A 26862-nucleotide genomic window follows, 5' to 3' on the forward strand; every position below is an offset into this window, starting at 1 on the left:
GGTGCAGTTTTTGCTTGTGCGTCTATGAAGCAGATTGATCAGCTTTAATTTTTTTCACGGCGCCGGGAGCTGCTTTTTCAACAGCAGCTGCCGCCATCTCATAAGCTTCATTATAGCTGTAAGCGTAAAACAGCCGTTCCGCTTCTTTCAGCTGTTCGGATAAAATATGATTCTGGCTTCGGAAGCGGTTGCCGTACTGGATGATCCGCTCAATCAGCTTCACCTGAATCACAAGATCTTCCGCCTCTTCGCTGACTTCCTCAACCACCTTTTCGGCTTCGGCCAGATGTTTGGCGGCTTCCTCCATGTTCAGCGGCAGCACTTCCAATTGGCTGACGGTTTCTTCTATATGATGATTTGCCGTCTCGAGCTTGTCCTTGACTTGTTCAGGAATTCCCGGCACGTTGCTTTTTTGCAGCATTCGGGCCGTGTCAGAAATGGTTTTCCGAAGATGCATCAGCGTTTCCCGCGCCTGCAGTTCTTCTTTTCTGAGCGCCTGCAGATTTTCACGGTATTCGGCATGTTCTTTCTGAGCCTCTTCCATCTGCTTTTCAATGGCCTCGACTTCTTCAATCAGCAGCGAGTAAGCGACATGCTCACCATCAAGCTTTTCTCTCGCCTGCTCAAGGAGCCGGCCGATCGTTTCCAGCTGTTTTTCGAAGGCATGCTGTCTGCCGATTTCACCCGCCGTCAGCTGATAGCTTTCCTTGACGAGCTCCGTTTCGGTTTTTGTGCGGTCTTTTTCTTCCTCAAGCTTTTCATACGCGATGATCAGCTCAGGCATTTTGCTTAATACGGACTGTCCGGCTTCCACTTCGCCTTCCAGCTGGTCATACATCGATTGAATGGTTTCATCAATCAGCTGAAGAATGGCGGACGCTTCGTCAACATCCAATTCTTCCAAAAGCGCGTTTTCGGCCCGTTTCAATTGATTTGTGAGTGTATCCAGCTCTTTTTCGATTTGAATATGCTCCAATTTGTAGCCTTTTTCCGTCATTTCCCGGTAGCCGTCTTTCAGCTTGGCAATTTGGTTCGGCACGGTCTGTTTACAGTCCGCAAGCAGTTTCGGAACGTCATCTATGTATGTCTGAAGCTGATCCAGTCTGCGGTCCTGTTCAAGCAGCACTTTTCTCGCTTTGATGTAATTGCCGCTTTCCGTCTCTTCTTCGAACTCTTTTATGCCGCTCCAGATTTCGTCGAGATCCGTCTCCAGGCTGTTATAAAGCTCTCCGTAGAGATGGCTGTACGCCAGAAGGTTTTTCCGCGCTTTTGAATACCGCTCACGCACCTGTTCAATCTCTCCGCGGCTTTTTTCCTCGCTCGTCACAAGGTCGCTGATCTCACGCAGTATGCCTTCTATATTTGATTCGGCTGCAGTGAGGAGGTCGTCGATGTAGACAAGCACCTGATTCGCTTTTTTAAAGCGGTATTTGTCGGCGTTCTCTTCGGCATCATAAAGGAGCTCTTCTACTTTCGGCAGATGGGCTGTGACAATTTCATCCCACTCCTCGCGCCATCTTTCAAAGAACTCTTCCGTCTCTCCGGTCATTTTCAGATGTTTGATCTTGGACATTTCTTCCACTATCGAACGGTTTAAAATTTCAATCTTCCATGACTCCAGCCGGTCAATTTCCGTATAAATTTTTTTTCTGAAAAAGTAGCCCGCCGCAAAGAGCGCGAGCAGTATAACCAATAATCCGATGACTAACTCCATAATGAGCCCCCTTGTTGTTCTCTTAATCTGTCAGGGTGTTTTATGTATTCAGAAAGATTTCAATATATGTATTGAGAAAATCTGTCGTTTTCATTGTTATTATGATACCATGTAACCAACATTTTTTGACCAGAAATCAAAAACTTTTTGCATAATTTCGGCAGGATTCTGCAATTTTTTAATGGAGTGACACAAATGGAAAAACGAGACGCTCATATCCACACGCCTTTTTGCCCTCACGGCTCGAAGGATGCGCTGAAACAATATGTCGAAAAGGCCCTGGAAAGAGGTTTTGACTCGATCACATTTACAGAGCACGCCCCCCTTCCTCCGTCATTTCAAGATCCCGTACCGCTTCAGGACAGCGCGATGGATCTCAGACAGATGGAGGTTTATTTGGAGCGGCTGTCACAGCTGAAAAAGGAATACGATGGACAAATCAGCATTCTGACTGGGCTAGAAACCGATTTTATCACAGGGTATGAAGAGGAAACCGCGGCGTTTCTGAACACGTACGGCCCCTCACTGGATGACGGCATTTTATCCGTTCATTTTTTGAAGACCGGTCCGTCTTATATATGCCTGGATTTTGACGAGCACGCCTTTCAGCAGCTTGCCGACCGCTTCGGAAGCGTTGAAGCCGTATATGAACAATACTATGAAACTGTGTATTCTTCCATTGTAACACCGCTCGGCCCCTTTAAGCCAAAACGGGTCGGCCATATCACGCTCGTCAAAAAATTCGCGCGCCTTTTCCCTTACAGCATGTCACCTCAAATAAGAGAGCTTGCGGCCCGCTGTCTTGACGCCGTGAAAGAACACGGAATGGAGCTGGATGTGAATACATCCGGGCTCAGAAAGAAGTTTGCCGGGGAAGTATACATGGAGGATTGGATGGCTGAGACGGCGAAGCAAAAAAAAATCCCGCTCATATTCGGGTCGGACGCCCATCAAGCGGAAGATGTCGGCAGTTCCTATGAAACGTACAAAAGCATCATTACTTCATAAGCGCCGCATCAGGCCGTCGGAACACGCTTTCGATCCAGATCTTCACCTCTTCAAAATACCTTTTATAAAAGTACGGTTCATGAGGCTGCATATAGAGCACCTCCGTAATGTATTGAGGCTGAAGATACGGCATCATCAAGAGGGATTTCAATTGCAGAATAAAATGCGGCACGGGCAGCGTCAGCCGTCTGTGGCGTGACTGCCCTTCTTCAATCACCAGCTGGAAAATATATTTTTCTTTCATTAAGTAAGTAGACATAATTTCCCTGATAAGCACGGAATCAATCGTTACTTCCCGATATACAAACCGCGTTAATTGACGGTTATCGTGCTGATAGGATAAAATATCGAAAATCACCCGCAGGATGCGTTCCTGCGCGTCTTCACCGTTCATACTGACGGCGGCTTTTTCCAGCGCTTCAGTATAGCCTTCGTAAAACTCGGAAACTAAATGTTCCATTAATCCGCCTTTCCCTTTAAAATAGTAGGAGATGTGCGCAACATTTACATCAGCTGACTTTGCGATTTCACGGACGGACGTGCCGGAATAACCTTTTTGGTTAAACAGCTGGACAGCGGCGTTAATAATTTTGTCTTTGGTGCTTACTTTCATACGGCTCACCCCTTTATGTGTAACAATTCAAGCAGAAAGGCGCCGTTCCTGTAAGAACTTCTCGACAAATGCCGGCAGAACGGCCGGAACTTTGTTTGATATTATAGAAAAAGTGAGGGTTTTCCATGTTTCATGTCGAAAAACAATCCGGAGATAAAGAAAAAAGTTATCAGCTTCTGCTTAAACAGCTCGAAGCCATGACAGAAGATGAAACGGATGCGATCGCAAATTACGCGAATGCGTCAGCGCTTTTATACCATTCATTACATGAAGTCAACTGGGCGGGGTTTTACTTCGCTAAAGAGGGCGAGCTCGTGCTCGGACCGTTTCAAGGACTTCCTGCCTGTGTGCGCATTCCGTTCGGCAGAGGCGTATGCGGCACTGCCTACTCTAATGGCGACGTGCAGCGGATTGCCGATGTGAATGCGTTCCCGGGACACATCGCCTGTGACGCGGCTTCCCAGTCAGAAATCGTTCTCCCGATCCGCGTAAACGGTGAAGTGATCGGTGTGCTGGACATTGACAGCCCCGTGAAAAACCGTTTTGATGAAACGGACGAAACCTATTTAGCAAAGTTCGTTGAAACGCTTGAAAAACGATTAGGATAAAAAAAGGAGCCCGGCCGGCAGGCCGGCTCCTTTTTTACGTCGTCGTGCTGTTTTGATGGATGATCAGCCGGTTTTTGCCGTTCCGTTTGGCGATATAAAGCGCCTCATCCGCTTGCTGAACGAGCAATTTCAACGGCATCGGGCCGGACTTTGACCAGCAGGAAACGCCGCAGGAAATCGTCACGCGCGGCTCGGTGTTTTCCCGGATGGCGCGAACCAGCCTTTTAGCGATGCGTTCTCCGGATGACACGTTGATATTCGGCAGATAGACAGCCAGCTCCTCGCCCCCCCACCTCGCAGCGACATCATGCTCACGAATATGGTTCTTCATAACGGAGGCCACCTGAATCAGGATCGAATCTCCCGTTTGATGACCGTATGTATCATTAATATTTTTGAAATTATCGATATCAACGAGGATGAATACACCCCGTTTATGAATTTTCATGCTGTATTGAATTTTCTCATCCAAATAGGTTCTTGAATACAGCTCCGTCAGCTGGTCTGTCTGAACAAGATGCTCAAGCCTGTCGCGCAGCATGGAGTTCGTGACCGCCAATGTCGCATGGTGAATGAGCGCTTGAAAAAGCTTATACATTTCAAACGTAAAAGCATACAAATCCTTTTTCAATAAAATCGCGAACCCGAAGACGGTGTCATTTTCGATCATCGGCACCGCCATCAGCGAGCCGTAGCCGTTTTCGCCGAATACAGTCTTTCCGCTGCCGATAAACACGCCCTTTTCTCCATCGAACAGCTTTTCTTTTACAATGCTGATATAGGGGTTCGCACGTTCTGTCTTAAAAAAAGCGGTATGTCCCGGAAGCAGATTTTGCGTCTCAAAATGATCAATATGAAAAAAAGCCACTTCTTCCGCATGAAACGATTGGGTCATAATGGCAGCGAGCTCCCGCATCGTATCAGTGAGTCTGAGGCGCTGATTCAGCTGGCGCGATGTTTCATTAATGAGCTCCAGATTCGCAATGCTTTTTTTCGATTGCTCATAGAGCTGCGCATTTTCAAATGCTTTTCCCGCTGCGCCCGCAAGCAGCAGCATTTCACTGAGAGTACTGCACGAAAGAACGGCATCCTGCAGCCCCTCCGTCTTCAGAACCCCGTATGTCCCCTGCTGGCCTTTGATCGGCAGATAAGCAGATGACCTGCCTTTTCTGAGCAGTCTCCCCGATAAATAAACCTTCAGGGCAGACGGATCGGCATCTTTTCCGTCCATATGTAATTCTTTTGCGGGAAGCTGTCTGTCCGTATCCTGATCCTGCGTGATAAACAGTGAAAAACGGAAAGACCGGAAAGCCGTACTCAAACTTGCCTGCAGTTTTTCCAAAACCTCATTTTGGTCCAAAAGCGAATGGAACATTTCTGTCATTCTGTGAATTTTCCGCTGATGCTTCGTTTTGTCAAACAGCCCGCTTTGTCTCACAGATTGATTGATAAACTGAGTAACGAGCTCAGGCAATGATTCCGGGATCGGCAGCCCGACTTCCGAGCGCAGATAAAAGGATCTGCCGGACGTCTGATTCCTGATCATAAAACGGCCGTCACTCTCTTTCAGCGGAGCATAATGCGGTTCATCTTCTGTTTTTATGGTGAAACGTGTTGATTCTGCCGGTGAAAGGGTCAATGAAAGAGATGTAAAGCAGGATTCGAGAGCTGAGGCCAGCCATAACAGCGAGTCGGATAATGAGACGGATTCAGATTTCGTTAAGAAAAAAGAAAGCATTTTCTGATGAAAGGCCGTCACTTCATCAATTGTTTGTTTTTTCATTTTTATCACCTAAACATGTACTACTCATTTTTGTACATTATATCATAAACCGGCACTCATCATGGAGAAATGGTTGACGGCGGCGGAGAAAAATCATATAATGTTCTTTGTGTGAAATATTGCAGCCTTTTTGTTCAGCTTCTGTGTTTGCATTTTGTTCCTTAGCTGTAAGGTGTATCGTGTAACTCTCTGCTGCTGGAGCGAGGATACATGAAAACAAAATGTGCACGGTCGGATCGAACAGACGGTTTTTATTTTCCACAAAATAAAACCAAAGGAGGAGTCACATTATGGCTCGCTATACAGGTCCATCTTGGAAACTGTCTCGCCGTTTAGGAATCTCTCTTAGCGGTACAGGTAAAGAATTAGAAAAACGCCCTTACGCACCAGGTCCCCACGGTCCGGGACAGCGTAAAAAACTATCAGAATACGGTTTGCAATTGCAAGAAAAGCAAAAACTTCGTCACATGTACGGTGTAAACGAACGTCAATTCCGCACATTGTTTGACAAAGCTGCAAAAATGACTGGTAAACACGGCGAAAACTTCATGATTCTTTTAGATGCACGTCTTGATAACGTTGTGTACAAGCTCGGTCTTGCACGCACTCGCCGTCAAGCACGCCAATTAGTTAACCACGGTCACATCCTTGTTGACGGAAGCCGCGTTGACATTCCGTCTTACCAAGTAAAACCTGGTCAAACAATCGGTGTTCGCGAAAAATCAAGAAACCTTTCTATCATCAAAGAATCTGTAGAAGTAAACAACTTCGTTCCTGAGTACCTTACTTTCGACGCTGAAAAGCTTGAAGGTACATTCACTCGTCTTCCAGAGCGCTCTGAGCTTGCTCCGGAAATTAACGAAGCGCTTATCGTTGAGTTCTACTCCCGTTAAGTAAAACGCTCTTTAAAGAGCATTGGATTAAACCCCGGACATGTTGTAATGACAATGTTTCCGGGGTTTTTCTTTTGGGCTGTCAGAATAATGGACAGATGCTCCCTCTCTTTATTAAAAAAAGCCCCTGTCCGGGGCTTTTTTTATGTGCCTACTGGCTTTTCAGCTACATGTACATTAGAAACCCCCATTTGACAAGCAGAAGAAATTTTCCACATAATAAATCACCATACCTTACAAAAAAGGAGCGACGGAATGAACAGCATCCCCTCTATCGTCAGCAAACACAAAGCCTATTTTGCGGCGGGGCATACGAGACAGCTAGAATCGAGACTGAACATGCTGCAAAAGCTGAAACAAGCCATCAAAACACAAGAAGCCGATATAACAGCCGCTCTCTATCAGGATCTCCACAAATCCGAACAGGAGTCGTACACGACAGAAATCGGAATTGTACTGGAGGAAATCAGTTTTGTGATGAAGCGGCTTGGGAAATGGATCAAACCGAAACGAGCCAAAACGCCTCTGACTCACCTAGGCTCCAAGAGCATCATCATCCCTGAGCCGTATGGAACCGTTTTGGTGATTGCGCCTTGGAACTATCCCTTGCAGCTGGCGCTTTCACCCTTGATTGGAGCCATTGCGGCCGGAAACACAGTCGTTCTTAAACCGTCAGAATATACGCCGGCGGTTTCCGCTGTTCTTTCCAAACTCATCAGCAGCGTTTTTCCGAGTGACTATGTCGCTATGGCGGAGGGCGGACCCGACGTCAGCACTGTATTATTACAGCAGCCCTTTGACTATATTTTCTTCACAGGAAGCGTTGCCGTGGGAAAAATCGTCATGGAGGCCGCCGCCAAACAATTAATTCCCGTTACCTTGGAGCTCGGCGGCAAAAGTCCCTGCATTGTCCATAAGGATGCTGATATACAGCTTGCCGCCAAACGCCTCGTCTTCGGGAAATTTACAAATGCAGGGCAAACCTGCATCGCACCGGATTATTTATTTGTCCACCAAGATATCAAAACGAAGCTCACAGAAGAAATGAAGCGTGCGATCAGCGAATTTTACGGCCCTCAGCCTGAACAAAATCCGCAGTACGGCAAAATCGTCAGTGAACGCCACTATCAGCGGCTGCTCAGCTTTCTGAATGATGGCATCCCGCTCACAGGCGGACAATCTGATCCCGCTCATCATAAAATTGCGCCGACCATTCTCGAACAAGTGAGGGATGACTCTCCAGTGATGCAGGAGGAGATTTTCGGGCCAATTCTTCCGCTCTTTACATACCGTGATATCGGGGAAGTCATTGAGAAAGTCCAATCGCGCCCAAAGCCGCTCGCCCTGTATCTCTTCACAACAAACAAAGGAATCGAGCGAACTGTTTTAGAGAATCTGTCGTTTGGCGGCGGCTGTGTCAATGATACGTTAATGCATGTTGCGACACCGTATTTGCCATTCGGCGGCGTCGGGGAAAGCGGCATCGGCAGCTATCACGGATTTGACAGCTTTAACACGTTTACGCACAAAAAAAGCGTCGTCAAACAAACGAACCGCTTCGACTTCGCTTTCCGTTATCCTTCTTCCAAAAACGGGCTGCGAATGATTCGGAAAATACTTAAATAAAAAAGCGCAGAGTATCTGCGCTTTTTATAAATCCTCTATACACCAATTAATCGGTTCGTCTCTTAAATTAAACCTATTTTTAAAAGTTCAAATCGAAGTCTAATAGTAAAAATGAACCAACCCAACTGTAGGAAAGGTTAATCCTCATCACCCTGGTGAGTCCTATAATAATTCTCAGCAGTGTAGATATTCCATTCCCAAAAACTTGATCCCTGAGATAAAATATACCTATCTAAAAATATCTCAAAATTAAGTTGCATTGGTTCATACTCGACAAATCCGCGGAACCATAAATAGTTTGGATCTGTGGATATTTTGGTTTTGTCAATTAACAAATAACATCCGTCTAACAGATGTGCGACGGGAATAAACTGAGGCTTTAAAAAACCATTTTGCATATACTTTTCAATCTCTTCTACATTAAGAATATGCAAACCCCCACCTACATTCTCACCGTAAATCAACAAATCAAATATTCTGGCTCCGTTATGCAATTTTAAAAAGGTTTTATAATCTTCAGGAAGTGAGACTTTTATTTTCTTCTCAAAACTCTCAATCTCCAGATCTGTTGCACCTTTAGAGAAAGTACATTCTGTTTCTAAAAGAGTTCCTTCATTCCCTAAAATTTTTAAGCGGCCTTTTTCATCAATTAATTCTTTTAGACCCTGGATCGTTTTTTCAACAAAAACTGCCATTGAGCCACCTCTTACTTATTAATATTTATCCCTCCAAGGATTTAATAGATTTTGGTGCATATCACGAGGGAGAGGATACAAATTATTAAAGTTATTTTTTCCCCCATACTTTAGCGGAAGCACATGGTGAATATCGAATGAACTCCAATTCCACTTCGGATCACCGTATGTGTCGATGTACTTCTTTATATAGTTACCTCGATCCGTTCTGCTATCCCATTTAGCTCTTTTATCGACAGGTACAACCGGGAAATTTGCCGGTAAGGGCATTGTTTTTTTCTGTGAGTATTTATTATCTCTGGATACAGCATTGCTATTTTATTCGCAAGAGCAGGAGCCAATGTTCCAGTTGAAGTATCAGGAAGTGAACCATTCCAGCCGGCTACCGAAGTATGTTGGGACATAAAAAACTTTGTCTTTTTAGGATAATACGACTTTGAATATGATTTACCTACTTTAATAACCTTCCCTAAAAATTCTCTATTATGGAGAAAAATCCTTCCATATTTCCGCTATAAGTGTTACTTACATATAATCGTTTGTTCCTCCTCCCCGCCGCTTCTTTCCGGGTGCCTCCTGTTGTGGCACTTTAAACAGATCGTTTTATGATTATCAAGATTAAATGCCACGCTTGGATCATCTCTTAATGTGTTGGTATTTGCCTCCGTTATTAATCCACGACAACGTCCTCACAACACAAATAGCCGTCCCTTATCAGAACGACTTTCCTTACTCGCTTCCAGCGTGCTGTATTATAGATTTTGTCTAATTCGTCACGTTGCCTTGCCATGCTTATTCCTTTTCTGATTCACCTGAACAGACTACACACGACAAGCAGAAGAACGTGAGCGCAATAAACCATGACGTTTCAAATGGGTGCGCATAAATTGTTTCCATGCTCTATCTCCTTTACTCAACATAATAAAAGCTTCAGTGGAAAGCGGCTTGGGCGTTGGCATCCTTTCAGCCGCACACCTCAGATTCTTTCCTAATTCCTCAAAGGCTTAATTAATTGTTTTCATGTAATCCCTCCAATCATATTCTTTCTAAACTGCCCCCCGTCCTCAGACTGTTAACCGCCAATAGTTTCTCTGAGGTTTACCGGAATCGGTTTACAGAGAATGTAAAAAGCACCCAACAGGATGCTTTTAAAAAATGAGCAAATTGTACTTTTTCACGTGTTTAATTCTGTTTCTTCAAAAGATGAATCATTAACTTCTTCATCAGTTATCTCTGTCATCCTTAAAACACGAATATATTGATTATTTACTAGTTCCTTGAACAAATCTGTACTTATTTTTTCAAAAGAACTTAATTGTATCATATAAGCATTGTAGTTATTATCTTTCAAGTCTTGAATCACCTTAAATGATAAAGGTATAGAGTTATAAAGGTCTGAATGAGCCATTATTATTTTTTTAGTTAGAGTATTTAAATCTTCAGTTTCGCTTGGGGTTACTGTAGCAATAATTTCATAAGTATGTATGAATTTCAACTTAGACTTCCTAGTATCCCTGCGAATTGGAAAGGGCCTTGGCTTGTTATCTTCATATAACCACTTCAACTTTAATTCTTCTTTTTCTCTCTCTAATTGTATTGCTTCTTCATTGGCTATTACACTTTTCTTATATTGATTAATACTCTCTATCGCTGCATCAATTCTTTTAGAATCAATAGGAAAACCTTTAGATTCTTTACAATTCTCCAAGAACTGTTTTGTTTTATATATATATATATTATTCCCGCCAGTCTCTCTCCTGAACTCTTGAATTAGTTCCGGATGTGGTCCCAATGTTTTTCCATGTGAAATTGACCACCAGTCCTCTTTTTTATCATCTGTAACAAAAATAATATCTGTTTTTTTACTCTTTGCAAAATCTATAATTTGCTTCCACAACACTAAATCACCATATTTTTTTGTATAATGCAAACCATCAAAATATCTCTTCGAATCACCTTTATCAATATCCTTAAATCCTGGTGGTACTAAATTCTCAAAACGGATTTCTCCATCTTTGTATATATCATTTAATTGTTCTTGAGAATAAGGTTCACCGATATTTCCTTCAAATATTTGCGCAATTTGCATGCTCAATTTTTCATAATTAGGGTGTTGTTCCTTTTGTGTATTTATTTCTTGTATTAATTCATCTAAGATATCATTAAATTTACCCTGTATCTGGTCATTTAAAATTAAAGTTGAGTGTTTTAATGAAATACGTTTATATACATTTTCAAGGTCTGTTCCTAAATCCCGGATAGAAGATTCGAGTTCTTTATATGCGCTATCCTGTATATAAATTTCCTCATTAATATTATGGTGATACTCTAAACCCACTTGATGAGGAATCCATAGTCGAGAGCGATCGCGCAAAATCGTTAATACCTCTAATATTACTTCTCTTGCAATCGTTTGAAAACGAAAAGGATTAATTAGGGTATTGGTATCAAAAACAAAATAGCCATCAGACCACATCTTTTGAAACTCTCTTTTTGTCGGCCGGTAAAAACCTTTAAAGTAATCTCTCATTGATTCTTCTCCCTTGTTTTTCTTTATTATGACATATCAGTTAGGGAAAAAGAACCATATGCAAATTTTGTCGAACAAAAAAAGCACCCTTATAGGGATGCTTTCCTTCATTTCTTAAATATAAGCCTATAAATCATTGTCTTATTTCTTGTTCCATGCTTAAATTCGGAGCGATCCAAAGAGTAAATATACCACTTATCATGACGGTCAGAACGGCTAACACATTCAGTTTTTACAACGTCAGGATAACTGTATGTATATTCTTCACCACTCTGTGGATTTTCCAAATGAACAAACAGAATAGATCCGGTCTTCGTTTCTATACTACCGTACCCTTTTATTGTATGAATTATCGTTTCATCTAATCCCGAAATATCGGGGTCAGTGCTTAATTCAATTTTTTCATAGCTTTGCAAACAATTGATTAACATAGGATCAATTGTCATTATATTCACATCCAATCTACCTTATTAGTTAATGGAAAATAGCTCTATTAAATTTCCTGCTTGAAGATAAATTTCACATCACCTGATGAAACTGATACATCCCCTTCAGAACCATGACCTTTAACCATAGGTAAAGCAGATACAAGTTCCCATCCTTCCTTACCAAATCTTTCGAGTTTGTTTTCTAAAGAATTATCGTCACTATACATCTGACCAAAATTATAAGTGAAAACTTTATATGAGTATTTTTTCAATTCATTTCACCTCCTGCTGTAAATATCGACAGAAAAGGCTAAAAGGAAATACATTTACGAAATTTGTCGAACGAAAGTTCTTTTCATAAATTAGTCTCAAGTAAGACAAAAAATACTTTTTTTTCAAAAAAAGTATCTACACGTATAAATAATACGTGTTATAATATATGTGAAGAGAGGGAAACATGAAGTCTTCAAGAGATATCATAAAGATACTTACTAAAGATGGGTGGTATTTAAAACGAGTTGTTGGTAGTCATAACCACTTTAAACATCCAACCAAACCGGGCACGGTAACAGTCCCACATCCAAAAAAGACTTCAAACCCAGCACACTAAATTCTATACTTAAACAACCCCCTTGTAAGGAGGTTTTATATATATGACAAAGTATTTATTTCCGGCGATTTTTGATGCAGGAGAAGACGGAAGCGACGGCTACACAATTACCTTTCCCAATTTACCCGGCTGCATTTCAGAAGGCGAGAACGTGGATGATGCTATGAGCATGGCAAAAGATGCGCTCGAAGGCTTTCTATATGGCATGGAAGAAGACGGCGAAGACATCCCTTCCCCCTCCGCTCCAAAATATATCAAAGTGCCGGCAACCGGTTTTGTTGTTATGGTAAGCGCCTGGACAGATATTGTCCGTGATGAAATGGAAAACAAAGCGGTGAAAAAGACACTTACTGTACCTAAATGGCTGGCGGAAGCAGCAGAAAAAGAAGGTGTAAACTTTTCGCAGCTTCTTCAATTTGCATTACGTGAGCGGCTTGGCATTAATAAAAGATCATCATAAAAAAGACAGCCTGTTAAGCTAAACAAAAAGGCTGTCATTTGCTCTATTTTTCATTTTTAAGAGGGATCGTTCAATATTCTTTTGGACGGTTCCTTTTTTTATATTGAGTAAAGCAGCTATTTCTTCATAAACATATTTTGCACAGCGTGCATGATAAAAATATCTTTCTCGGGGTCTGTCAGTACAGATAAAGATCGCTATTCTTTCCCTGTTCCAATCGCTTGCCTCTCCATCAGGGTCCTGAACGATTGCATATTCTTCCGGCAGCGCATCAAACGCGGATCAGAAAGGATCGTTCTTTTATACGCATCCCTGCGATCAGCACCACGGCGGGCGCCGGGTTGTCTTCCGTTCTGCAGCCATTCGATTGTATTCAATGTCGCTTATCATGCCGCCAATAATCTTTTTATCGCTGTTTTGTTCAGCGGTTAAGAGACTGTCAGCAACCGCCCATAACTGCCGGTACATCTTTTTAACATGTTTCAATGCGCTTTTATATTCAATGATTAAATCTTGCATATGTTTCCTTCTGTTATTTCCTCTTAAATATGCCGCTCCTGGCTCGTTTCATCCTTTGCCAATTCCCCGACTCCCCCACTTTTGGGGAAAAGCCCTCAGATTGAACCCTACGCAATATTCAGCACTTCTTTATCGATGCTTCCGAAAAACAAAAAACAGACACCAATCAGAGCACAGTATATCTGTACAATGATCAGTGTCCGCAGGCTTTTCCGTCTTGGACTTATTTAATTAAATCTTCTCCCAGTTCAGATTAGAAACTGGTTAGAATAAACTCAATAAATTTAGAGATTAAATATCGTTTTCTTTGAAAGAACGAACTTTTCCGTACTGAATGATTGGTTATCTTGTTTCCATTTCACTTGAACCGTTATCTTAGATCCTTTTAGATCAGATTCTTCTAAGCGTTCTAAAAATGAAAATGATTTTTCTTTAGCTGATCCATCGCTAAAGGTACCACCTGAATAATCCTTCATAGGGATATCGCTGTTAAAATCTGAAGAATCAAGAAGTGCTTTATTATCTTTCATTATTGTTATGGATTCTATATAAGTTTTATCAGTTTTATCTTTATCGCCAATCCAAAGAATTTCCCCGCTAAACTCTTTTGGAGTATCTTCATTCTTTTTAAAGACTACTTCCCAGTTGTGATCCTTACTTTTACCTTCCCAGTTAGGATATTCGAGATTGTAATAGTTATAGATTTTTAATGAGAAAAACACTAGGAAAATGATCACCAATGCAGAAACTGTAAATAAAACGGGCTTTTTATACTCGTTCGTCATAAACAACCTCCAAAAAATGTATTGACTTGTCCTTTTAAAGTAATTACAGGATAATAGTACCACAAACCCAAAAAAGGAGAAACAAATGAAAAATCGCATTGAGTCTTTTAGTAACATCAGTTTTGAGTTTTACTTTTCTTAATAATGTCTAAGCGGCTGAAGCCACAAATGAGAATTTAACAGTTAAGCAAGGGGAGACTGAAGTACAAAAGTACTTAAAATCATTCTGATCCTAACAAAAATTGAACGAGTTGCTGATGCGTGTCTGGTTCTTTTTTGTCTAAAAAAACAAATTAGAGATGGATTATTGAATACTATCTATTATGATGTAAAAAGAGGAATATTCTGTGTGCAAATATTCTTTTTGGTTCTTTCTGCCAGTCTGTTTGACGAAGATTAACGGATAGCATGCTGCAATCCAATTTAATTATCGTTCCTATTGCTTGCCATTGGCGGGATATTGTTTTTATATTAAGGAATCACAAAGAAATAGGGACTCATCCTGCTTTCCAGAATTGTTTAATTGGATACAAGTCCAAGACGGAAAGCCTGTTGGCGCTGAGGAGGAGATAGCGTGGAAATAGGGAGCGTCTTATTATCAGAAAAAAAGCCATGTGCAGTATGCATAGAAGAAATAGCCTTCGTCCCATTTAACGCGGGTGACCTTGCCATGATTTATAATTATCTTTGTTTCCCCGTATGTGGGGAGCGGAGCCATCCTTGCAGCTCCATTGGATAGAATAACCGCAAAGCATTCGTACTATTTCGTGTCTATGACAAGTTTATCTCTTTATATGATCTAAACTGATTAATCTCATACTGTTTCCTCCTTTAAAGTCGTTGTTTGTATTCAAACAAGTAACCATTCATCCTGTCTTTAAACTTTTTTGCAAGTAAAAATTCAGTGCTGCCTCATACCAATCTCTAATCGTCAAATCGCCGCTCCAGGTTGACAAAAAGCCCGTACTCTTTGATGCGCGGGCCATGTGTCTTTTATTTCATTAATTAAGCAAGCTTAACATAAAATGTTGAGCAGCAACCTTTCCTTGCAAGAGAATAAAAAAGCACCCAATTCGGGTGCTTAAAATCGTCCTTCCTTCTTCCATCACACCATACTCAGCTGGGGTTCAAATAATTCATAGTGAATGGATTCCGGCGGTGTATTGAATTCAGAAATCAGCTTTTTCATTTCTTTAATGAACGACGGTGATCCGCACAGGTAAAAATCAGCATCTTTATCTGTCATCACTTCTTCTAACAGCTGTTTGTCAATCCGGCCTTCCCGAAAACGAATGTTTTCTGAACGGTCTTGTTCGGACGGCTCGCTGTAAATAAAGAGGGTGTCAACGGATGAGTGTTCCGCGGCTTCTTCAGCTTCATGCCGCAACGCATGATACTCTCCGCTCCTTGCCGCATGGATAAAGAGAACGTTTCGCTGCGGCTGGGTTTTGGCAACCGTCTTTAACATGCTGATCATCGGGGTAATTCCGACACCGGCACTGATGAGAACCAGATTGTTTTTGGAATCAGGGTCTAATACGAAATCCCCGGCCGGAGCGCTGATCTCAATTGAATCCTTTTCGTGTAATTGGTCATGCAGATATGAGGAAACAACCCCTTCTTTTTTAACGGAAATCCGGTAATAATCCTTACCGGACACGTCGGATAAGCTGTACTGGCGGATATGCGTATAGCCCGTGTCCGGAATGTATACTTTTACACTGATATACTGCCCCGCTTTGAATTCGGGGAGAACTTGTCCGTCTTCCGGTTTTAAATAAAACGACGTTATCTCCTTGCTTTCTTTTACCTTTTTATCAATTGTAAACGCCTTATAGTCTTTCCAGCCGCCTTTTTGCGTTTCCGCTTGTTCATACATGTCCTTCTCAATTCCGATAAAAGCGTCTGCAATGACGCCGTATGCTTTTTCCCATGCCTGAATGACCTCAGGAGCGGCCCCGTCTTTTAGCACATCCTTTATCGCGATTAACAAGTACTTTCCAACGATTGGGTAATGCTCGGGCTTAACACCGATACTCCGGTGCTTATGGCTGATTTGTTTGACGACGGGGACTATGTTTTCCAGCCGGTCAATATTGGCTGCGGCCGCGATCACAGCATTCGACAAGGCCGTACGCTGTGTTTTTTTCTTTTGATTTGTCTGATTAAAGATATTCAGCAGCTCAGGGTGATGCTGAAACAGCAGGTCATAAAATCGGCCTGTGATTTCTTCACCATGCTCTTCTAAGACCGGCACTGTGCTTTTAATGATTGCAATCGTTTTTTCATCGAGCATTCTGAAATCCCCCTAAAGATGTATGCATCTCGATTGACCTGAGAAAAGAATCGTTTTTGAATTCTTTTTTATAGATTTCCCCGCTCAAAAAGGGTTAACCGTTCCAATTTGAGGCGGATTCAGGAAAAACCAGAAAAACGAAATTGCATATGAAAAATTGTGGACTTGCCACGGTGTACTTGTCCGATGCAAAACCCTCCTTGCCAGCATTTAATAAAATACGGGAGGTGAGATGAATGGGTAAAAAATCGAAAGTGTATTACTGTGACCCTAAGTATATTGTGACTGACAAGTATACTGACAAAGAAGTGGTTTACGTCCATCCCATCAAACACATTAACAGAGAGCATATCCGTTATGTTCCCCGCCACGTTTATAAGGAAGAAACAATTCACGAAGTCATTGATCCGGGAGATCCGGGGAAATGCGGGTGTAAAAAGCATAAAAAAAGACGCAAAAAGTAATTGGTTCGATTTCTTGCCTTATCTCAAGTTAAACACGTAAGTTTCAGCAGACCTCCGTACCTTTTGGCTCCTCTTTTTCAGAGGGGTCTTTTTTCATAAGCAAATACGTTGTGAGGCGGGAATCTGCCTGATATTCTTGTCATATACAAATTCACAGGAGGCATGATGTATGAGCAAAAAAATCGCAGTTCTGATGACAGATCAATTTGAGGATATTGAATATACAAGCCCGGCGGACGCATTTAAAGAAGCGGGCCACAGTGTGGTGACAATAGATTTGGAAGCAGGGAAAGAAGTGACGGGCAAGCACGGTGAGAAAGTAAAGATCGATCAAGCGATCTCAGACGCAGACGCCAAGGAATTCGATGCGTTATTGATTCCCGGAGGCTTTTCACCGGATCTTCTGCGCGGAGATGACCGCCCGGGTGAATTCACTAAAGCATTCGTGGAAGATCAGAAACCTGTTTTCGCAATCTGCCACGGCCCGCAGCTGCTGATTGATACCGACCTTCTTAAAGGAAAAGATATCACGGGATTCCGCAGCATCCGCAAAGACTTAATCAATGCCGGCGCACATTATAAAGATGAAGAAGTCGTCGTGAGCCATAACATCGTAACGAGCAGAACACCTGACGATTTGGAAGCCTTTAATCGTGAATCATTGAACCTGCTGAAATAAGAGAAAAAAGCACAGACCCGTTCAGTCTGTGCTTTTTTTATGGATTTATAAAGAAACACCAATAGTTAGACCTATTCTCTTCCCCATCCATAATAAGTAAAATTAAGAGTGGGTTTTTCGACACTCGACAGGAGGTTCGCTATGTGGATGATCATTTTGCTGCTTATCATTTTAATCGGTTTTACCGGTAATATCGTCTCGCTTTTGAGAGCGCAAAAACACGCATCTCAAAGAATAATTGAGCTTTTAGAAAAGCAAAGCCGAAAATAATCTGTTAGCGCTGTGTTACCCATAATAGTAATAATAATTCCGGCAGATTTCCTGAAATATGATTTGATGCCCTTTCTCGTTCGGATGAAGACCTTCTGACATGCACATGCTGCGGAAAGCGGGATTATACGGGTCGATGAGATCTGTATCAAACAGGTCGGCATACGGTACAGAGAGGAGTGTGCAGGCTTCTTTTTGGGCTTTCACATAGTCAGCCAGCTTCAGGCCCAGTTTATTTTTATCAGTATCACGGCGGACGATTTTTCCTTTTGATATTTTAGCTTGTCTCGTTGGGGTCACCACAATGATGCTCGCGCCTTTATTTCCGCTCCGCAGCTGCTGAATCACTTGGCAGAAGCCTCCGTAAAATGTGGTGATATCCTTTTCATCTGTGCCGATGGGAATGTGGTTGCACCAATCATCATCTGTTCCCTGGACAATGATGACATCATGTCCCTTTGTTTTAAGCGCCTGCTGATAAATGTTATCGCTTCCGTTGTTGCTCATATTAACGCCGCTGACAGACAGATTGGTTATTTCAGCGTTTGTCCGGTCTTTCAGAATGTCACCAAAGCCGTATTCCGCACGCAGCCCCCGGGCGACGCTGTCACCTAAGATCGCGATTTTTGAAGCCTTCCGCAGCCTGCTTATGCTGATGAAGTCAACGCTGATATGCCCGCTGTCCGTGATATGCAAAAGCTTGCTGCTTATGTTTGGCAAAGAGACTGTCTTTCCTTCAGAGTTATAAAAATCCTCATTCAGCTTCATTCGGCGTCATCCCTTCCTTTTTATCCTCCGGCATCTTTTTTGACATAAAAAACGGACACGAACAAACAGCGCCATGTTGTCAGTTCAGTGTCCGCAGATGATGATACCGGATCTTTTATGCAGTTCTCTTGCCATTATAGCAGATCCCCGTTACTTGTAATAGAGTCTGCAGTCAGCATTTAAAACAGCGTTTGCGGGTGCGTTTTTGATGAGACCGTCTGCTGCGGGAACGGTGTGTCCGGCGATGCGTCCGTCTTCTGCTGCGGGAGCGGTGTGTCCGGTGATGCGTCCGTCTTCTGCTGCGGGAGCGGTGTGTCCGGTGATGCGTCCGTCTTCTGCTGCGGGAACGGTGTGTCCGGTGATGCGTCCGTCTTCTGCTGCGGGAACGGTGTGTCCGTTTTCTGCTGCGGGAACGGCGCGAACATTTTTTAGAAACCGGTTCTTGGTATAAATACTCCCCTAAACCTTCTCTTTCCGCAACGGCAACTCCATGTTCAATTTCTTTAACAGAAATAGCGTTCAATTCTGTTCACCTCCCTTTTTCTTTACAACATAACGTATGAAATGAACCCCTCACGTGTATAAGCTTCTCTCTCATATGAGCGAGAAATAGTCATTTATACAACAAAAAGACCCGTGGGAACGGGCCTTTTGCCGGGAACAAACGCAAACATAAGATCGATTTATTTCTTCCTCTCGCTCTCCGGCTCGGGGTGAATCATTACCTGTGCTTGTTTGAATTCATTCGTAATATCTCTTTCAATGCGGTCACACAGGTCGTGCACGTCTTTAATCGTCACGTGAGAGGCTACGACCAGGTGAAAATCAATATACTCCTGCGGGCCGGAGCGTCTTGTACGAAAATCGTGAATTTCAATAAATTCCTGTTGAAATGTTTCAATAATCTTTAAAATTGTTTTTTCTTCCTCTTCCGACAAACGGGTATCAATCAGCGGCGGGAATGCTTCTTTCATTAACTTAAACGCTTCATATATGATATACATCGCCAGCACCATACCTATAATGGGATCAAGTATGTACCACTCCGTTACGGTAACGACCAAAAGGCTTGCCGCTACGCCTAATGATGTGTACACGTCAGTCAGTAAATGCAGGGCATTTGATTTCATTGCCACGGAATTAACCTTTTCGGCTTCTCTTTTTACGAACTTCGAAACGATCAAATTAATGAGAGCCCCCGCAAGCATCACAACAATGCCCAATACGGGCAGATGAACCGGCGCCGGGTTGACCAGTTTTTGAACGCATTCATATATCATCCAAATCCCTGCCGCAAAAATCAGAATCGTCTCGATAGTCCCCGACAGATTCTCGACTTTTCCATGACCGTACGGATGCCCTGTATCAGCCGGTTTTTTTGAAATCCTGACGGAGATAAAGGCAATGAAGGCGGCGATCAAATCTAAAAAAGAATGAATGGCTTCAGAAAGTATCGCGACAGATCCGGTTATTATCCCCACCACTATTTTGAGCATGACGACCAGGGAATTGCTTATAACCGATAAAAAAGCGATTTTAGAGGTGTTTTCCACCGTGATCCTCCTCTTTTTAACTTCTTGAATTTATCGTATCAAACGGCATTCGTGTGGGTCTACGGCAACGTTTTTCACAAAAGCCATACATGTAACTCACCATAAACTAAGTTGGAAAGCGACAAAACAGGCGCACCTTTCTTTCAGCACTCAAGTCCCATTGACAAGATATAATCGCTTACATTATAGTAGTTTCATGAATAACCACTACGGAGGATGTTTATGGAGGATGTTCTGAAAGAATTACAGAAGTTTGGATTTTCTCAATATGAATGTAAAGCATATATCGGCTTGTTGAAACACTCGCCTGTTACCGGATATGAAATCAGCAAAAGGTCAGGCGTCCCCCGCTCAATGATCTATGAAGTATTGGGGAAATTAGTTGATAAAGGCGCTGTCCATATTGTGCCGTCTGATCCGGTTACATATGCCCCGCTGGCCGGAAAGGAATTAATCGACCGGCTCCGGCACGATTTCGAGAGCTCATTCGGCTACCTTGAGGAAAAGTTATTGGCACTGGAAAGCGAGCAGGAGATGAATGTCATCCGCCGCATCAGCACGAATGATCATGTCATCAATGAGATGAAGGATATGATTGAAAAAGCCGAGGAAGAGTTGTGGCTGTCTGTCTGGGAACAGCAGATTCCCTTTATTCAAGAAGCCGCTAACAAACGCGCCGCCGAACAATTGCCCGTCTTTTCGATTGTGTTCGGCCCTCCGGAAGTGAAGCTCGGAAATACGACAAATCATAATATGTCTCCTGAAGTAGCGGAGAAGCGGATGGGCGGAAGATTAACGATAGCTGCCCGCGATAATAAAGAAGTCTTAATCGCCAATTTTTCTCCGCAGACGAATGCCTGGGCCATTAAATCAGAAGATCCCGCTCTCGTTCTCGTGGCCATGGAATATATGAGGCACGATCTGATGTTCGCGGAGCTTGTGAAAGAAGTAGGGGCTGAAAAAGTTGAGGGCCTGATGAAACAAAATCATTCGTTATTTCATGTCGTCACCGGAAATCGGTTCATATAAATGTGAACCGTATTTTCTTTGATTTTTTCATTAGTCGTTATCATTATAATCTCTATGAAAGGAGTATAAAAAATGATTAACACAGAAGTGCAAAAAACCGCCGTTTCCCGGGAAATGAACGATACGTTTTTACAGGGGGTGCGGGATTGTGTGCCTACGCTGCTGGGCTATATGAGCATCGGTTTTGCTTTCGGCATCGTTGGCGTTGCCTCTCATCTAAGCATTCTTGAAATTTGTTTGTTATCTTTGTGTGTCTATGCCGGCGCCGCCCAATTTATTATTTGCTCGCTCCTTGTTTCCGGGAGTCCGATTTCCGCCATTATTTTAACGACGTTTATCGTCAATCTGCGGCACCTTCTGCTGAGCCTGACCATCGCGCCGTATTTCACGAAATACTCTTTGGCGAAAAATATCGGCTTCGGGGCTTTGCTTACTGACGAATCTTTCGGGGTAGCGGTGAACAAAGCGGCTCAGAACGGCAGGTTATACGATAAGTGGATGAACGGTCTCAATATAACCGCTTACATGTGCTGGGTTATTTCCTGCGTGATGGGCGGGCTTCTCGGACAATGGATATCTGATCCTTATGCGCTCGGCCTGGACTTTGCTTTGCCCGCTATGTTTGCGGCGCTGCTTGTGCTGCAATTGCAGTCGTCCGCTTCGGAAAAGCTGAAGCACAGCCTCTCCTTAATTCTCTATATGATCATTTTTATGGTCTTGTTATCGTATTTCGTCCCGTCACACATCGCGGTCATCGCCTCAACCGTGATTGTGGCAACGATCGGGGTGGTGACAGACAAATGAGCATCAGCACACAAATGATCTGGATTATACTCGGCTGCATGATTGTTACACTTGTGCCGCGCATTGTTCCGTTTATATTTGTCCGGAACATTCAGATGCCTGAATTGGCTTTAAAATGGCTCTCCTTTATTCCGCTTTGCATTTTGACGGCTCTGGTAACGGAAAGCATGATTGTGAAAACAAACAGCGCTTTGACCTTTGATTGGAAAGCCATGATCGTTCTCATCCCGACATTGCTTTGCGCAATGCGGACAAAAAGCTTATCCATCACGGTCATCACAGGAGTCGTGCTGATGGCCGCCGTCAGGCTGATATGGTGACAATCAAAAGCCTCCATTCCGCAGAATGGAGGCTTTCCCTTTATGATGTCGGATTTTCTTCTTCCGTCTCTGATTCCTCGGCTTTGGCTTCGGCATTTATGCTTTGCTGCTGTTCCCAATGATCCCGCTGCAATCTTTCTTTTGCGATGGTAAACATGAAATTCACGGCGCAGCACCCCTTCCCTGTTTTGCTTATATTATGTACTGTACTCATTTCCCCGTGCAGTATTCACAAAACATAAAAAAGCAGCCTGCCGCATTGAGCGGCCGGACTGCTTTTTATTTTCAGTACGTGATCAGGAAGTATTTTTTCTTTCCGCGGCGCAGTACGGTAAATTGATCTTCAATGCGGTCTTCCGCAGTCAGAAGATGCCCGATGTCCGTCTGGCGCTCGCCGTTAATGTAAACAGCTCCGTTTTGAATGTCTTCGCGGGCCTGCCGTTTTGAAGGCGACAATTTAGATTCCACAAGCACGTCTACTAAAGACAGTTCTTCAGAGCGGTCTTTTTCAAACGAAGGTACATCTTTAAATCCTACCTTGACGTCTTGAGCGGAAAGCTCTTTAATATTGCCGCTGAACAGCGCCTGGGAGATATGAACGGCCTGCTCAAGCGCTTCGCGGCCGTGTACAAGAACAGTCACCTCTTCAGCGAGACGTTTCTGCGCTTCTCTTTTCTCAGGAGCCGTCTCCGTTTTTTCAGCATAAGCTTCAATTTCCTCTTTTGACAAGAAAGTAAAGTATTTTAAATATTTGACGACGTCGCGGTCATCTGTATTGATCCAGAACTGGTAGAATTCGTACGGCGATGTTTTTTCTTTATCAAGCCAAATGGCGCCGCCTTCCGTTTTGCCGAATTTCGTGCCGTCAGCTTTTGTGACGAGCGGAATGGTAAGACCGAAAGCTTTCGCCCCTTCTTCTTCTGATTTTCTGATCAGTTCAAGACCGGCCGTGATGTTGCCCCACTGGTCACTGCCTCCGATTTGAAGTTTGCAGTTCTTTTCTCTGTACAGATTCAGAAAATCGTAGGATTGCAGGATCATGTAGCTGAATTCCGTGTAAGAAATCCCGGTTTCAATTCTTGAGCTTACGGTATCTTTCGCAAGCATGTAGTTAATTCCGAAGTTCTTTCCGACGTCACGGAGAAATTCAATAATGCTCAGCTTTCCGATCCAATCAAAGTTGTTCGCTATGACAGCGGGGTTTTCTCCGGCCTCGAAATCTAAAAATCGGGAAAGCTGATTTTTAATTTTTTGCGACCATTCGACAACGATATCCTGAGTATTTAACGTACGCTCCGCTTTTTTGCCGCTCGGATCGCCGATCAGTCCCGTCGCGCCGCCTACAAGCGCAATCGGATGGTGGCCTGCAAGCTGGAAACGGCGCAGTGTCAATATCGGCAGAAGGTGTCCGATGTGCAGGCTGTCAGCCGTCGGGTCAAACCCTGAGTATAAACGGATTTTTTCTTCGTTCAGCTGTTTATTCAGTCCTTCTTCATCCGTCATTTGCTGGATTAAGCCGCGGAATGATAAATCCTCTAATAAGTTAGTCATTTTGTCTGCTCCTTTGTTTATGAAAATAAAAAACGCCCCTTCGTTTAAAACGAAGGGACGATATAATCGCGGTACCACCCTACTAATAAAAGCATAAAAAAACTTTTATCACTCTTTTTGATAACGGACCGTGTCCGTTCTTTCACTACTGAAAGCCTTGGAATGGCTTTGTTCGCAAAAGCGGTTCATGAGTGTATTCGGCATATCTTATGTACTGATTTTCACCGGCCATCAGCTCTCTTGAACAATCAGATATCCTACTTGTCTCAATCAAAACCTTTTCGTATGAAGCTTACTCATTTTTAACATAAATAAGATACGATGTCAACGCCGTCTTTAATCTTCCATTGTGGACAGATCTCCTGCCGGCAGGTTCAGCTCCCATGCCTTCAGCACACGTCTCATGATTTTTCCGCTCCGTGTTTTCGGAAGTTTATCTTTGAATTCAATTTCCCGCGGTGCGGCATGCGCGGCAAGCCCCTGTTTTACAAAGAGGCGAATGTCCTCCTTCAGCTGATCGGATGGCTCATGCCCTTCTCTGAGCGCGATAAACGCTTTAATAATTTCTCCCCGGACAGGGTCCGGCTTTCCGATGACGCCGGCTTCGGCAATCGCGGGATGTTCAACAAGTTTGCTTTCGACTTCAAACGGGCCGACGCGCTCGCCGGATGTCATGATGACATCATCGACTCTGCCTTGGAACCAGAAATAACCGTCTTCATCCATATAAGCAGAATCTCCGGAAACATACCAGCCGCCCGGCATGAAATAGGAATCATATTTCTCTTTGTTATTCCAAATGGAATCCATCATCGACGGCCAGCCCTTTTTAATGGCGAGATTTCCCATTCGGTACGGCGGAAGCTCATTTCCCTGATTGTCAACGATCGCCGCTTCCACTCCCGGAATCGGTTTCCCCATTGAACCCGGCTTGATCTCCATGCAAGGATAATTGCAGATGAGCTGACCGCCCGTTTCTGTCATCCACCATGTGTCGTGGATGCGCTTGCCGAATACTTTATGTCCCCACTTGATGACCTCGGGGTTCAAAGGTTCTCCGACACTCAGGACGTGACGAAGTGAAGTAAGGTCAAATTTGGATGCCATTTCATCTCCGGCGCCCATAAGCATTCTGAAAGCCGTCGGAGCGCTGTACCAGACGCTGACACCGAGCTTCTCAATCGTGCCGTACCAGTTTTCCGGACTGAATCTGCCGCCGACGATCACATTCGCCGCTCCGTTCAGCCACGGCGCAAATATCCCGTACACCGTCCCGGTCACCCAGCCCGGGTCCGCAGTGCACCAGTAAATATCGTCTTCTTTAAGATCAAGCACCCACTTGCCGGTCTGGTATTGCTGAATCATGGCTTCATGAACGTGGAGCACACCTTTGGGCGTTCCGGTAGATCCTGATGTGTAGTGAAGCAGGTAGCCGTCTCTTCTGTCCATCCATTCAATATCAAGTCTCGTGCTTTCTCCCTCAGCCGCTTTATCATAATGGATGATTTTATCTCCCGCTTCTTTGCTGCCGCCGACAATGAAAATATGCTCGAGGTCGGGCAGGCTGTCCGCCGGAATCCGTTCGGCCAGTTCAGGTGTCGTCACGACAACCTTTGCCTGGCTGTTCAAGAGGCGGTCTTTGACGGCGCCTTCCATAAACGCTTCAAATAAAGGACCGGCGATCGCACCGATTTTAATTGCGCCGAGCATGATAAAGTAAAGCTCCGGCGAACGCGGCATGAAAATAAAAACGCGGTCCCCTTTTTCCACGTTTCCATACCGTCTCAGTACATTTCCCGCCCGGTTCGATTCCTCCATCATTTCTTTAAATGTGTATTTTTCATCCCGGTTTGCGTCCTTGTAATACAGCGCTACTTTGTTTTTTCGAAATGATTCGGCATGACGGTCAATTGCTTCATACGCCGCATTCAGCTTCCCCGTCTGATGCCAGGAAAACGCCGCTTCGACCTCTTTCCAATCGAAGCTGCGGTACGTTTCCTCATAATTTCGCAGATGATAATTCCCCTTTTCCGCCGGCAACGCTTTCAAATTCATGCAACATCCCCCTTTGCTTATCTATAGACTAATTATAGTAGATGTTCACAGTTTTCTCAATTTTTAAAATATAAATTACAACACTATTGAAAACGCTTTATATTTTGTTATGCTTAAGGGAGATGTGTTTTTATTAAGAACCGACAGGCGGTGAATCAGTGAAACATCATAAAACGTACCATTCTTCATCAATTCAGACAGCAGCCGGCCCTCTTTTAGTAGAAGGGCCCGTTCCTCCAGAGGACCTAGCACAGTATGAGTTTCATGAAGGCCTGACAGCCTTTCGCCTTCCTCATGAACAGCACAAAGCGTTAATCGAGATCGCCGGGCTTCCTGAAGGTCGGATCATTATCGCCAGGGACGGACAGACGATTATCGGCTATGTGACGTATTTATATCCTGATCCGCTTGAACGGTGGTCTGACGGAAATATGGAAGACCTCCTTGAACTCGGGGCGATCGAGGTCGCTCCCGGCTACAGGGGCTGTTCTGTCGGAAAAACGCTGCTGACAGTCAGCATGATGGATGAACAGATGGAACGGTACATCATCATGACGACGGAATATTACTGGCATTGGGATTTAAAAGGAATGAAAAAAGATGTGTGGGAATACAGAAAGATCATGGAAAAGATGATGAATGCCGGGGGTCTTGTCTGGTTCGCAACGGATGAACCGGAAATCAGCTCTCACCCGGCCAATTGTCTGATGGCCCGCATCGGCAGGCACGTCAGTCAGGAGTCAATTGAACAGTTCGACAGGCTTCGTTTTTATCAGCGATTTATGTATTGACTGACATACA

Annotated in this window: 31 protein-coding genes, 1 pseudogene and 1 other annotated feature; of the genes and pseudogenes, 14 read left to right on the plus strand and 18 right to left on the minus strand. The window is 43.7% G+C overall.

Annotated features, from left to right (window positions below):
• Positions 1 to 22 precede the first annotated feature (22 nt).
• Positions 23 to 1714, minus strand: coding sequence for a septation ring formation regulator EzrA (gene ezrA, locus J6600_RS13610; protein ID WP_209387502.1), 1692 nt, complete (start codon positions 1712 to 1714; stop codon positions 23 to 25).
• Positions 1715 to 1909: 195 nt separating this feature from the next.
• On the opposite strand from ezrA, the gene hisJ reads away from it, so the two are divergent.
• The gene (gene hisJ / locus J6600_RS13615; RefSeq protein ID WP_032871696.1) at positions 1910 to 2722 is read left to right on the plus strand and encodes a histidinol-phosphatase HisJ; all 813 of its coding nucleotides are present in this window, start codon (positions 1910 to 1912) and stop codon (positions 2720 to 2722) included.
• Here hisJ and refZ read toward each other — a convergent pair.
• Entirely contained in the window at positions 2712 to 3335 is a 624-nt protein-coding gene (gene refZ, locus J6600_RS13620; RefSeq protein ID WP_007408038.1) for a forespore capture DNA-binding protein RefZ, read from the minus strand. The genes hisJ and refZ overlap by 11 nt on opposite strands.
• 125 nt (positions 3336 to 3460) lie before the next feature.
• Between refZ and J6600_RS13625 the strand changes: the two genes are divergently transcribed.
• Positions 3461 to 3943, plus strand: a complete 483-nt coding sequence (locus J6600_RS13625) for a GAF domain-containing protein (protein ID WP_007408037.1) — start codon at positions 3461 to 3463, stop codon at positions 3941 to 3943.
• Between the two features lie 34 nt (positions 3944 to 3977).
• On the opposite strand, the gene J6600_RS13630 is transcribed toward J6600_RS13625, so the two are convergent.
• Positions 3978 to 5726 (minus strand): sensor domain-containing diguanylate cyclase, encoded by a 1749-nt coding sequence (locus tag J6600_RS13630; protein ID WP_209387503.1) that lies wholly within the window; start codon positions 5724 to 5726, stop codon positions 3978 to 3980.
• A gap of 290 nt (positions 5727 to 6016) precedes the next feature.
• Here J6600_RS13630 and rpsD point away from each other — a divergent pair, with 290 nt between their 5' ends.
• Both rpsD and J6600_RS13640 read left to right on the plus strand, forming a co-directional pair.
• Positions 6017 to 6619, plus strand: coding sequence for a 30S ribosomal protein S4 (gene rpsD, locus J6600_RS13635; protein ID WP_003152406.1), 603 nt, complete (start codon positions 6017 to 6019; stop codon positions 6617 to 6619).
• 255 nt (positions 6620 to 6874) lie between these two features.
• A complete protein-coding gene (locus tag J6600_RS13640) occupies positions 6875 to 8245 on the plus strand; it encodes an aldehyde dehydrogenase (protein WP_209387504.1) in 1371 nt (456 codons plus the stop codon).
• A 137-nt stretch (positions 8246 to 8382) separates the two neighbouring features.
• Here J6600_RS13640 and J6600_RS13645 read toward each other — a convergent pair whose 3' ends face one another.
• The 4 genes from J6600_RS13645 to J6600_RS13660 all read right to left on the minus strand — a co-directional run bounded on the left by J6600_RS13645 (position 8383) and on the right by J6600_RS13660 (position 12170).
• Entirely contained in the window at positions 8383 to 8940 is a 558-nt protein-coding gene (locus J6600_RS13645; protein WP_167408947.1) for an SMI1/KNR4 family protein, read from the minus strand.
• Positions 8941 to 10114: 1174 nt separating this feature from the next.
• Complete coding sequence (locus J6600_RS13650; RefSeq protein WP_061862482.1) at positions 10115 to 11470, minus strand: PIN-like domain-containing protein; 1356 nt, start codon at positions 11468 to 11470, stop codon at positions 10115 to 10117.
• A 107-nt stretch (positions 11471 to 11577) separates the two neighbouring features.
• Positions 11578 to 11916 carry a hypothetical protein gene (locus J6600_RS13655; protein WP_061860790.1) on the minus strand — a complete coding sequence of 113 codons (339 nt, stop codon included), beginning with the start codon at positions 11914 to 11916 and terminating at the stop codon, positions 11578 to 11580.
• Positions 11917 to 11963: 47 nt separating this feature from the next.
• Entirely contained in the window at positions 11964 to 12170 is a 207-nt protein-coding gene (locus J6600_RS13660) for a DUF4177 domain-containing protein (protein ID WP_061860791.1), read from the minus strand.
• Between the two features lie 185 nt (positions 12171 to 12355).
• Between J6600_RS13660 and J6600_RS13665 the strand changes: the two genes are divergently transcribed.
• On the plus strand, positions 12356 to 12508 hold the full coding sequence (locus J6600_RS13665; protein WP_193392848.1) for a type II toxin-antitoxin system HicA family toxin: 153 nt from the start codon (positions 12356 to 12358) through the stop codon (positions 12506 to 12508).
• 43 nt (positions 12509 to 12551) lie between these two features.
• Positions 12552 to 12968 (plus strand): type II toxin-antitoxin system HicB family antitoxin, encoded by a 417-nt coding sequence (locus J6600_RS13670; protein ID WP_061862483.1) that lies wholly within the window; start codon positions 12552 to 12554, stop codon positions 12966 to 12968.
• A gap of 318 nt (positions 12969 to 13286) precedes the next feature.
• Here J6600_RS13670 and J6600_RS19610 read toward each other — a convergent pair whose 3' ends face one another.
• From J6600_RS19610 to hmpA, 4 genes are all read right to left on the minus strand, one after another.
• Positions 13287 to 13487 (minus strand): hypothetical protein, encoded by a 201-nt coding sequence (locus J6600_RS19610; RefSeq protein WP_228285646.1) that lies wholly within the window; start codon positions 13485 to 13487, stop codon positions 13287 to 13289.
• Positions 13488 to 13771: 284 nt separating this feature from the next.
• A complete protein-coding gene (locus tag J6600_RS13680; RefSeq protein WP_095272620.1) occupies positions 13772 to 14272 on the minus strand; it encodes a DUF4944 domain-containing protein in 501 nt (166 codons plus the stop codon).
• Between the two features lie 598 nt (positions 14273 to 14870).
• Entirely contained in the window at positions 14871 to 14990 is a 120-nt protein-coding gene (locus J6600_RS19615; protein WP_245207589.1) for an XtrA/YqaO family protein, read from the minus strand.
• Between the two features lie 387 nt (positions 14991 to 15377).
• Positions 15378 to 16568: an NO-inducible flavohemoprotein gene (gene hmpA, locus J6600_RS13690; RefSeq protein WP_209387505.1), complete on the minus strand. Its 1191-nt coding sequence runs from the start codon at positions 16566 to 16568 to the stop codon at positions 15378 to 15380.
• A 159-nt stretch (positions 16569 to 16727) separates the two neighbouring features.
• Between hmpA and J6600_RS19830 the strand changes: the two genes are divergently transcribed.
• From J6600_RS19830 to J6600_RS19710, 4 genes are all read left to right on the plus strand, one after another.
• Complete coding sequence (locus tag J6600_RS19830; protein WP_223204447.1) at positions 16728 to 16799, plus strand: SWIM zinc finger family protein; 72 nt, start codon at positions 16728 to 16730, stop codon at positions 16797 to 16799.
• A gap of 5 nt (positions 16800 to 16804) precedes the next feature.
• Positions 16805 to 17032 (plus strand): hypothetical protein, encoded by a 228-nt coding sequence (locus J6600_RS13700; protein WP_021494455.1) that lies wholly within the window; start codon positions 16805 to 16807, stop codon positions 17030 to 17032.
• 169 nt (positions 17033 to 17201) lie between these two features.
• Positions 17202 to 17711 carry a type 1 glutamine amidotransferase domain-containing protein gene (locus J6600_RS13705; protein ID WP_065180600.1) on the plus strand — a complete coding sequence of 170 codons (510 nt, stop codon included), beginning with the start codon at positions 17202 to 17204 and terminating at the stop codon, positions 17709 to 17711.
• A gap of 141 nt (positions 17712 to 17852) precedes the next feature.
• Positions 17853 to 17981: a hypothetical protein gene (locus J6600_RS19710; protein WP_007408761.1), complete on the plus strand. Its 129-nt coding sequence runs from the start codon at positions 17853 to 17855 to the stop codon at positions 17979 to 17981.
• Positions 17982 to 17996: 15 nt separating this feature from the next.
• On the opposite strand, the gene J6600_RS13710 is transcribed toward J6600_RS19710, so the two are convergent.
• The 4 genes and pseudogenes from J6600_RS13710 to J6600_RS13720 all read right to left on the minus strand — a co-directional run bounded on the left by J6600_RS13710 (position 17997) and on the right by J6600_RS13720 (position 20302).
• On the minus strand, positions 17997 to 18749 hold the full coding sequence (locus J6600_RS13710; protein ID WP_044801552.1) for an SGNH/GDSL hydrolase family protein: 753 nt from the start codon (positions 18747 to 18749) through the stop codon (positions 17997 to 17999).
• 179 nt (positions 18750 to 18928) lie between these two features.
• On the minus strand, positions 18929 to 19174 hold the full coding sequence (locus J6600_RS13715; RefSeq protein WP_209387506.1) for a hypothetical protein: 246 nt from the start codon (positions 19172 to 19174) through the stop codon (positions 18929 to 18931).
• Between the two features lie 47 nt (positions 19175 to 19221).
• Positions 19222 to 19272: pseudogene (locus tag J6600_RS19835) on the minus strand (hypothetical protein); the annotation flags it as partial.
• A gap of 160 nt (positions 19273 to 19432) precedes the next feature.
• On the minus strand, positions 19433 to 20302 hold the full coding sequence (locus J6600_RS13720; RefSeq protein ID WP_151140043.1) for a cation diffusion facilitator family transporter: 870 nt from the start codon (positions 20300 to 20302) through the stop codon (positions 19433 to 19435).
• Positions 20303 to 20524: 222 nt separating this feature from the next.
• Between J6600_RS13720 and J6600_RS13725 the strand changes: the two genes are divergently transcribed.
• From J6600_RS13725 to J6600_RS13735, 3 genes are all read left to right on the plus strand, one after another.
• Positions 20525 to 21331, plus strand: coding sequence for a TrmB family transcriptional regulator (locus tag J6600_RS13725; protein WP_007408765.1), 807 nt, complete (start codon positions 20525 to 20527; stop codon positions 21329 to 21331).
• Between the two features lie 72 nt (positions 21332 to 21403).
• Positions 21404 to 22135 carry an AzlC family ABC transporter permease gene (locus J6600_RS13730; RefSeq protein WP_038464177.1) on the plus strand — a complete coding sequence of 244 codons (732 nt, stop codon included), beginning with the start codon at positions 21404 to 21406 and terminating at the stop codon, positions 22133 to 22135.
• On the plus strand, positions 22132 to 22455 hold the full coding sequence (locus tag J6600_RS13735; RefSeq protein ID WP_007408767.1) for an AzlD domain-containing protein: 324 nt from the start codon (positions 22132 to 22134) through the stop codon (positions 22453 to 22455). The genes J6600_RS13730 and J6600_RS13735 overlap by 4 nt, the downstream gene beginning before the upstream one ends.
• Positions 22456 to 22495: 40 nt before the next feature.
• Here J6600_RS13735 and sr7p read toward each other — a convergent pair whose 3' ends face one another.
• The 3 genes from sr7p to acsA form a co-directional block, all read right to left on the minus strand.
• Positions 22496 to 22621, minus strand: coding sequence for a small protein SR7P (sr7p, locus tag J6600_RS19715; protein ID WP_007408768.1), 126 nt, complete (start codon positions 22619 to 22621; stop codon positions 22496 to 22498).
• Positions 22622 to 22740: 119 nt separating this feature from the next.
• Positions 22741 to 24006 (minus strand): tyrosine--tRNA ligase, encoded by a 1266-nt coding sequence (gene tyrS / locus J6600_RS13740; RefSeq protein ID WP_007613147.1) that lies wholly within the window; start codon positions 24004 to 24006, stop codon positions 22741 to 22743.
• Positions 24007 to 24056: 50 nt separating this feature from the next.
• Positions 24057 to 24289, minus strand: a binding site (T-box leader).
• Between the two features lie 53 nt (positions 24290 to 24342).
• A complete protein-coding gene (acsA, locus tag J6600_RS13745; protein WP_007408770.1) occupies positions 24343 to 26061 on the minus strand; it encodes an acetate--CoA ligase in 1719 nt (572 codons plus the stop codon).
• A 158-nt stretch (positions 26062 to 26219) separates the two neighbouring features.
• Between acsA and J6600_RS13750 the strand changes: the two genes are divergently transcribed.
• The gene (locus J6600_RS13750) at positions 26220 to 26852 is read left to right on the plus strand and encodes a GNAT family N-acetyltransferase (RefSeq protein ID WP_015240397.1); all 633 of its coding nucleotides are present in this window, start codon (positions 26220 to 26222) and stop codon (positions 26850 to 26852) included.
• The last annotated feature ends 10 nt before the right edge of the window (positions 26853 to 26862 follow it).

The sequence above is a fragment of the Bacillus sp. LJBV19 genome (assembly GCF_017797845.1).
GTDB classification, from domain to species: domain Bacteria; phylum Bacillota; class Bacilli; order Bacillales; family Bacillaceae; genus Bacillus; species Bacillus velezensis.

Coding starts and splice junctions, on each gene's coding strand:
- hmpA (WP_209387505.1), bottom strand. CDS start 16,568: ATGCTCGATGAAAAAACGATTGCAATCATTAAAAGCACAGTGCCGGTC.
- J6600_RS19610 (WP_228285646.1), bottom strand. CDS start 13,487: ATGCAAGATTTAATCATTGAATATAAAAGCGCATTGAAACATGTTAAA.
- J6600_RS13650 (WP_061862482.1), bottom strand. CDS start 11,470: ATGAGAGATTACTTTAAAGGTTTTTACCGGCCGACAAAAAGAGAGTTT.
- J6600_RS13700 (WP_021494455.1), top strand. CDS start 16,805: ATGGGTAAAAAATCGAAAGTGTATTACTGTGACCCTAAGTATATTGTG.
- acsA (WP_007408770.1), bottom strand. CDS start 26,061: ATGAATTTGAAAGCGTTGCCGGCGGAAAAGGGGAATTATCATCTGCGA.
- J6600_RS13665 (WP_193392848.1), top strand. CDS start 12,356: ATGAAGTCTTCAAGAGATATCATAAAGATACTTACTAAAGATGGGTGG.
- J6600_RS13640 (WP_209387504.1), top strand. CDS start 6,875: ATGAACAGCATCCCCTCTATCGTCAGCAAACACAAAGCCTATTTTGCG.
- J6600_RS13705 (WP_065180600.1), top strand. CDS start 17,202: ATGAGCAAAAAAATCGCAGTTCTGATGACAGATCAATTTGAGGATATT.
- J6600_RS13730 (WP_038464177.1), top strand. CDS start 21,404: ATGATTAACACAGAAGTGCAAAAAACCGCCGTTTCCCGGGAAATGAAC.
- J6600_RS13725 (WP_007408765.1), top strand. CDS start 20,525: ATGGAGGATGTTCTGAAAGAATTACAGAAGTTTGGATTTTCTCAATAT.
- J6600_RS13645 (WP_167408947.1), bottom strand. CDS start 8,940: ATGGCAGTTTTTGTTGAAAAAACGATCCAGGGTCTAAAAGAATTAATT.
- tyrS (WP_007613147.1), bottom strand. CDS start 24,006: ATGACTAACTTATTAGAGGATTTATCATTCCGCGGCTTAATCCAGCAA.
- J6600_RS13680 (WP_095272620.1), bottom strand. CDS start 14,272: ATGACGAACGAGTATAAAAAGCCCGTTTTATTTACAGTTTCTGCATTG.
- J6600_RS13670 (WP_061862483.1), top strand. CDS start 12,552: ATGACAAAGTATTTATTTCCGGCGATTTTTGATGCAGGAGAAGACGGA.
- J6600_RS13710 (WP_044801552.1), bottom strand. CDS start 18,749: ATGAAGCTGAATGAGGATTTTTATAACTCTGAAGGAAAGACAGTCTCT.
- J6600_RS19710 (WP_007408761.1), top strand. CDS start 17,853: ATGTGGATGATCATTTTGCTGCTTATCATTTTAATCGGTTTTACCGGT.
- J6600_RS19615 (WP_245207589.1), bottom strand. CDS start 14,990: ATGGCTCCGCTCCCCACATACGGGGAAACAAAGATAATTATAAATCAT.
- J6600_RS13625 (WP_007408037.1), top strand. CDS start 3,461: ATGTTTCATGTCGAAAAACAATCCGGAGATAAAGAAAAAAGTTATCAG.
- refZ (WP_007408038.1), bottom strand. CDS start 3,335: ATGAAAGTAAGCACCAAAGACAAAATTATTAACGCCGCTGTCCAGCTG.
- J6600_RS13655 (WP_061860790.1), bottom strand. CDS start 11,916: ATGACAATTGATCCTATGTTAATCAATTGTTTGCAAAGCTATGAAAAA.
- J6600_RS13630 (WP_209387503.1), bottom strand. CDS start 5,726: ATGAAAAAACAAACAATTGATGAAGTGACGGCCTTTCATCAGAAAATG.
- hisJ (WP_032871696.1), top strand. CDS start 1,910: ATGGAAAAACGAGACGCTCATATCCACACGCCTTTTTGCCCTCACGGC.
- J6600_RS13735 (WP_007408767.1), top strand. CDS start 22,132: ATGAGCATCAGCACACAAATGATCTGGATTATACTCGGCTGCATGATT.
- J6600_RS13715 (WP_209387506.1), bottom strand. CDS start 19,174: ATGTTCGCGCCGTTCCCGCAGCAGAAAACGGACACACCGTTCCCGCAG.
- ezrA (WP_209387502.1), bottom strand. CDS start 1,714: ATGGAGTTAGTCATCGGATTATTGGTTATACTGCTCGCGCTCTTTGCG.
- rpsD (WP_003152406.1), top strand. CDS start 6,017: ATGGCTCGCTATACAGGTCCATCTTGGAAACTGTCTCGCCGTTTAGGA.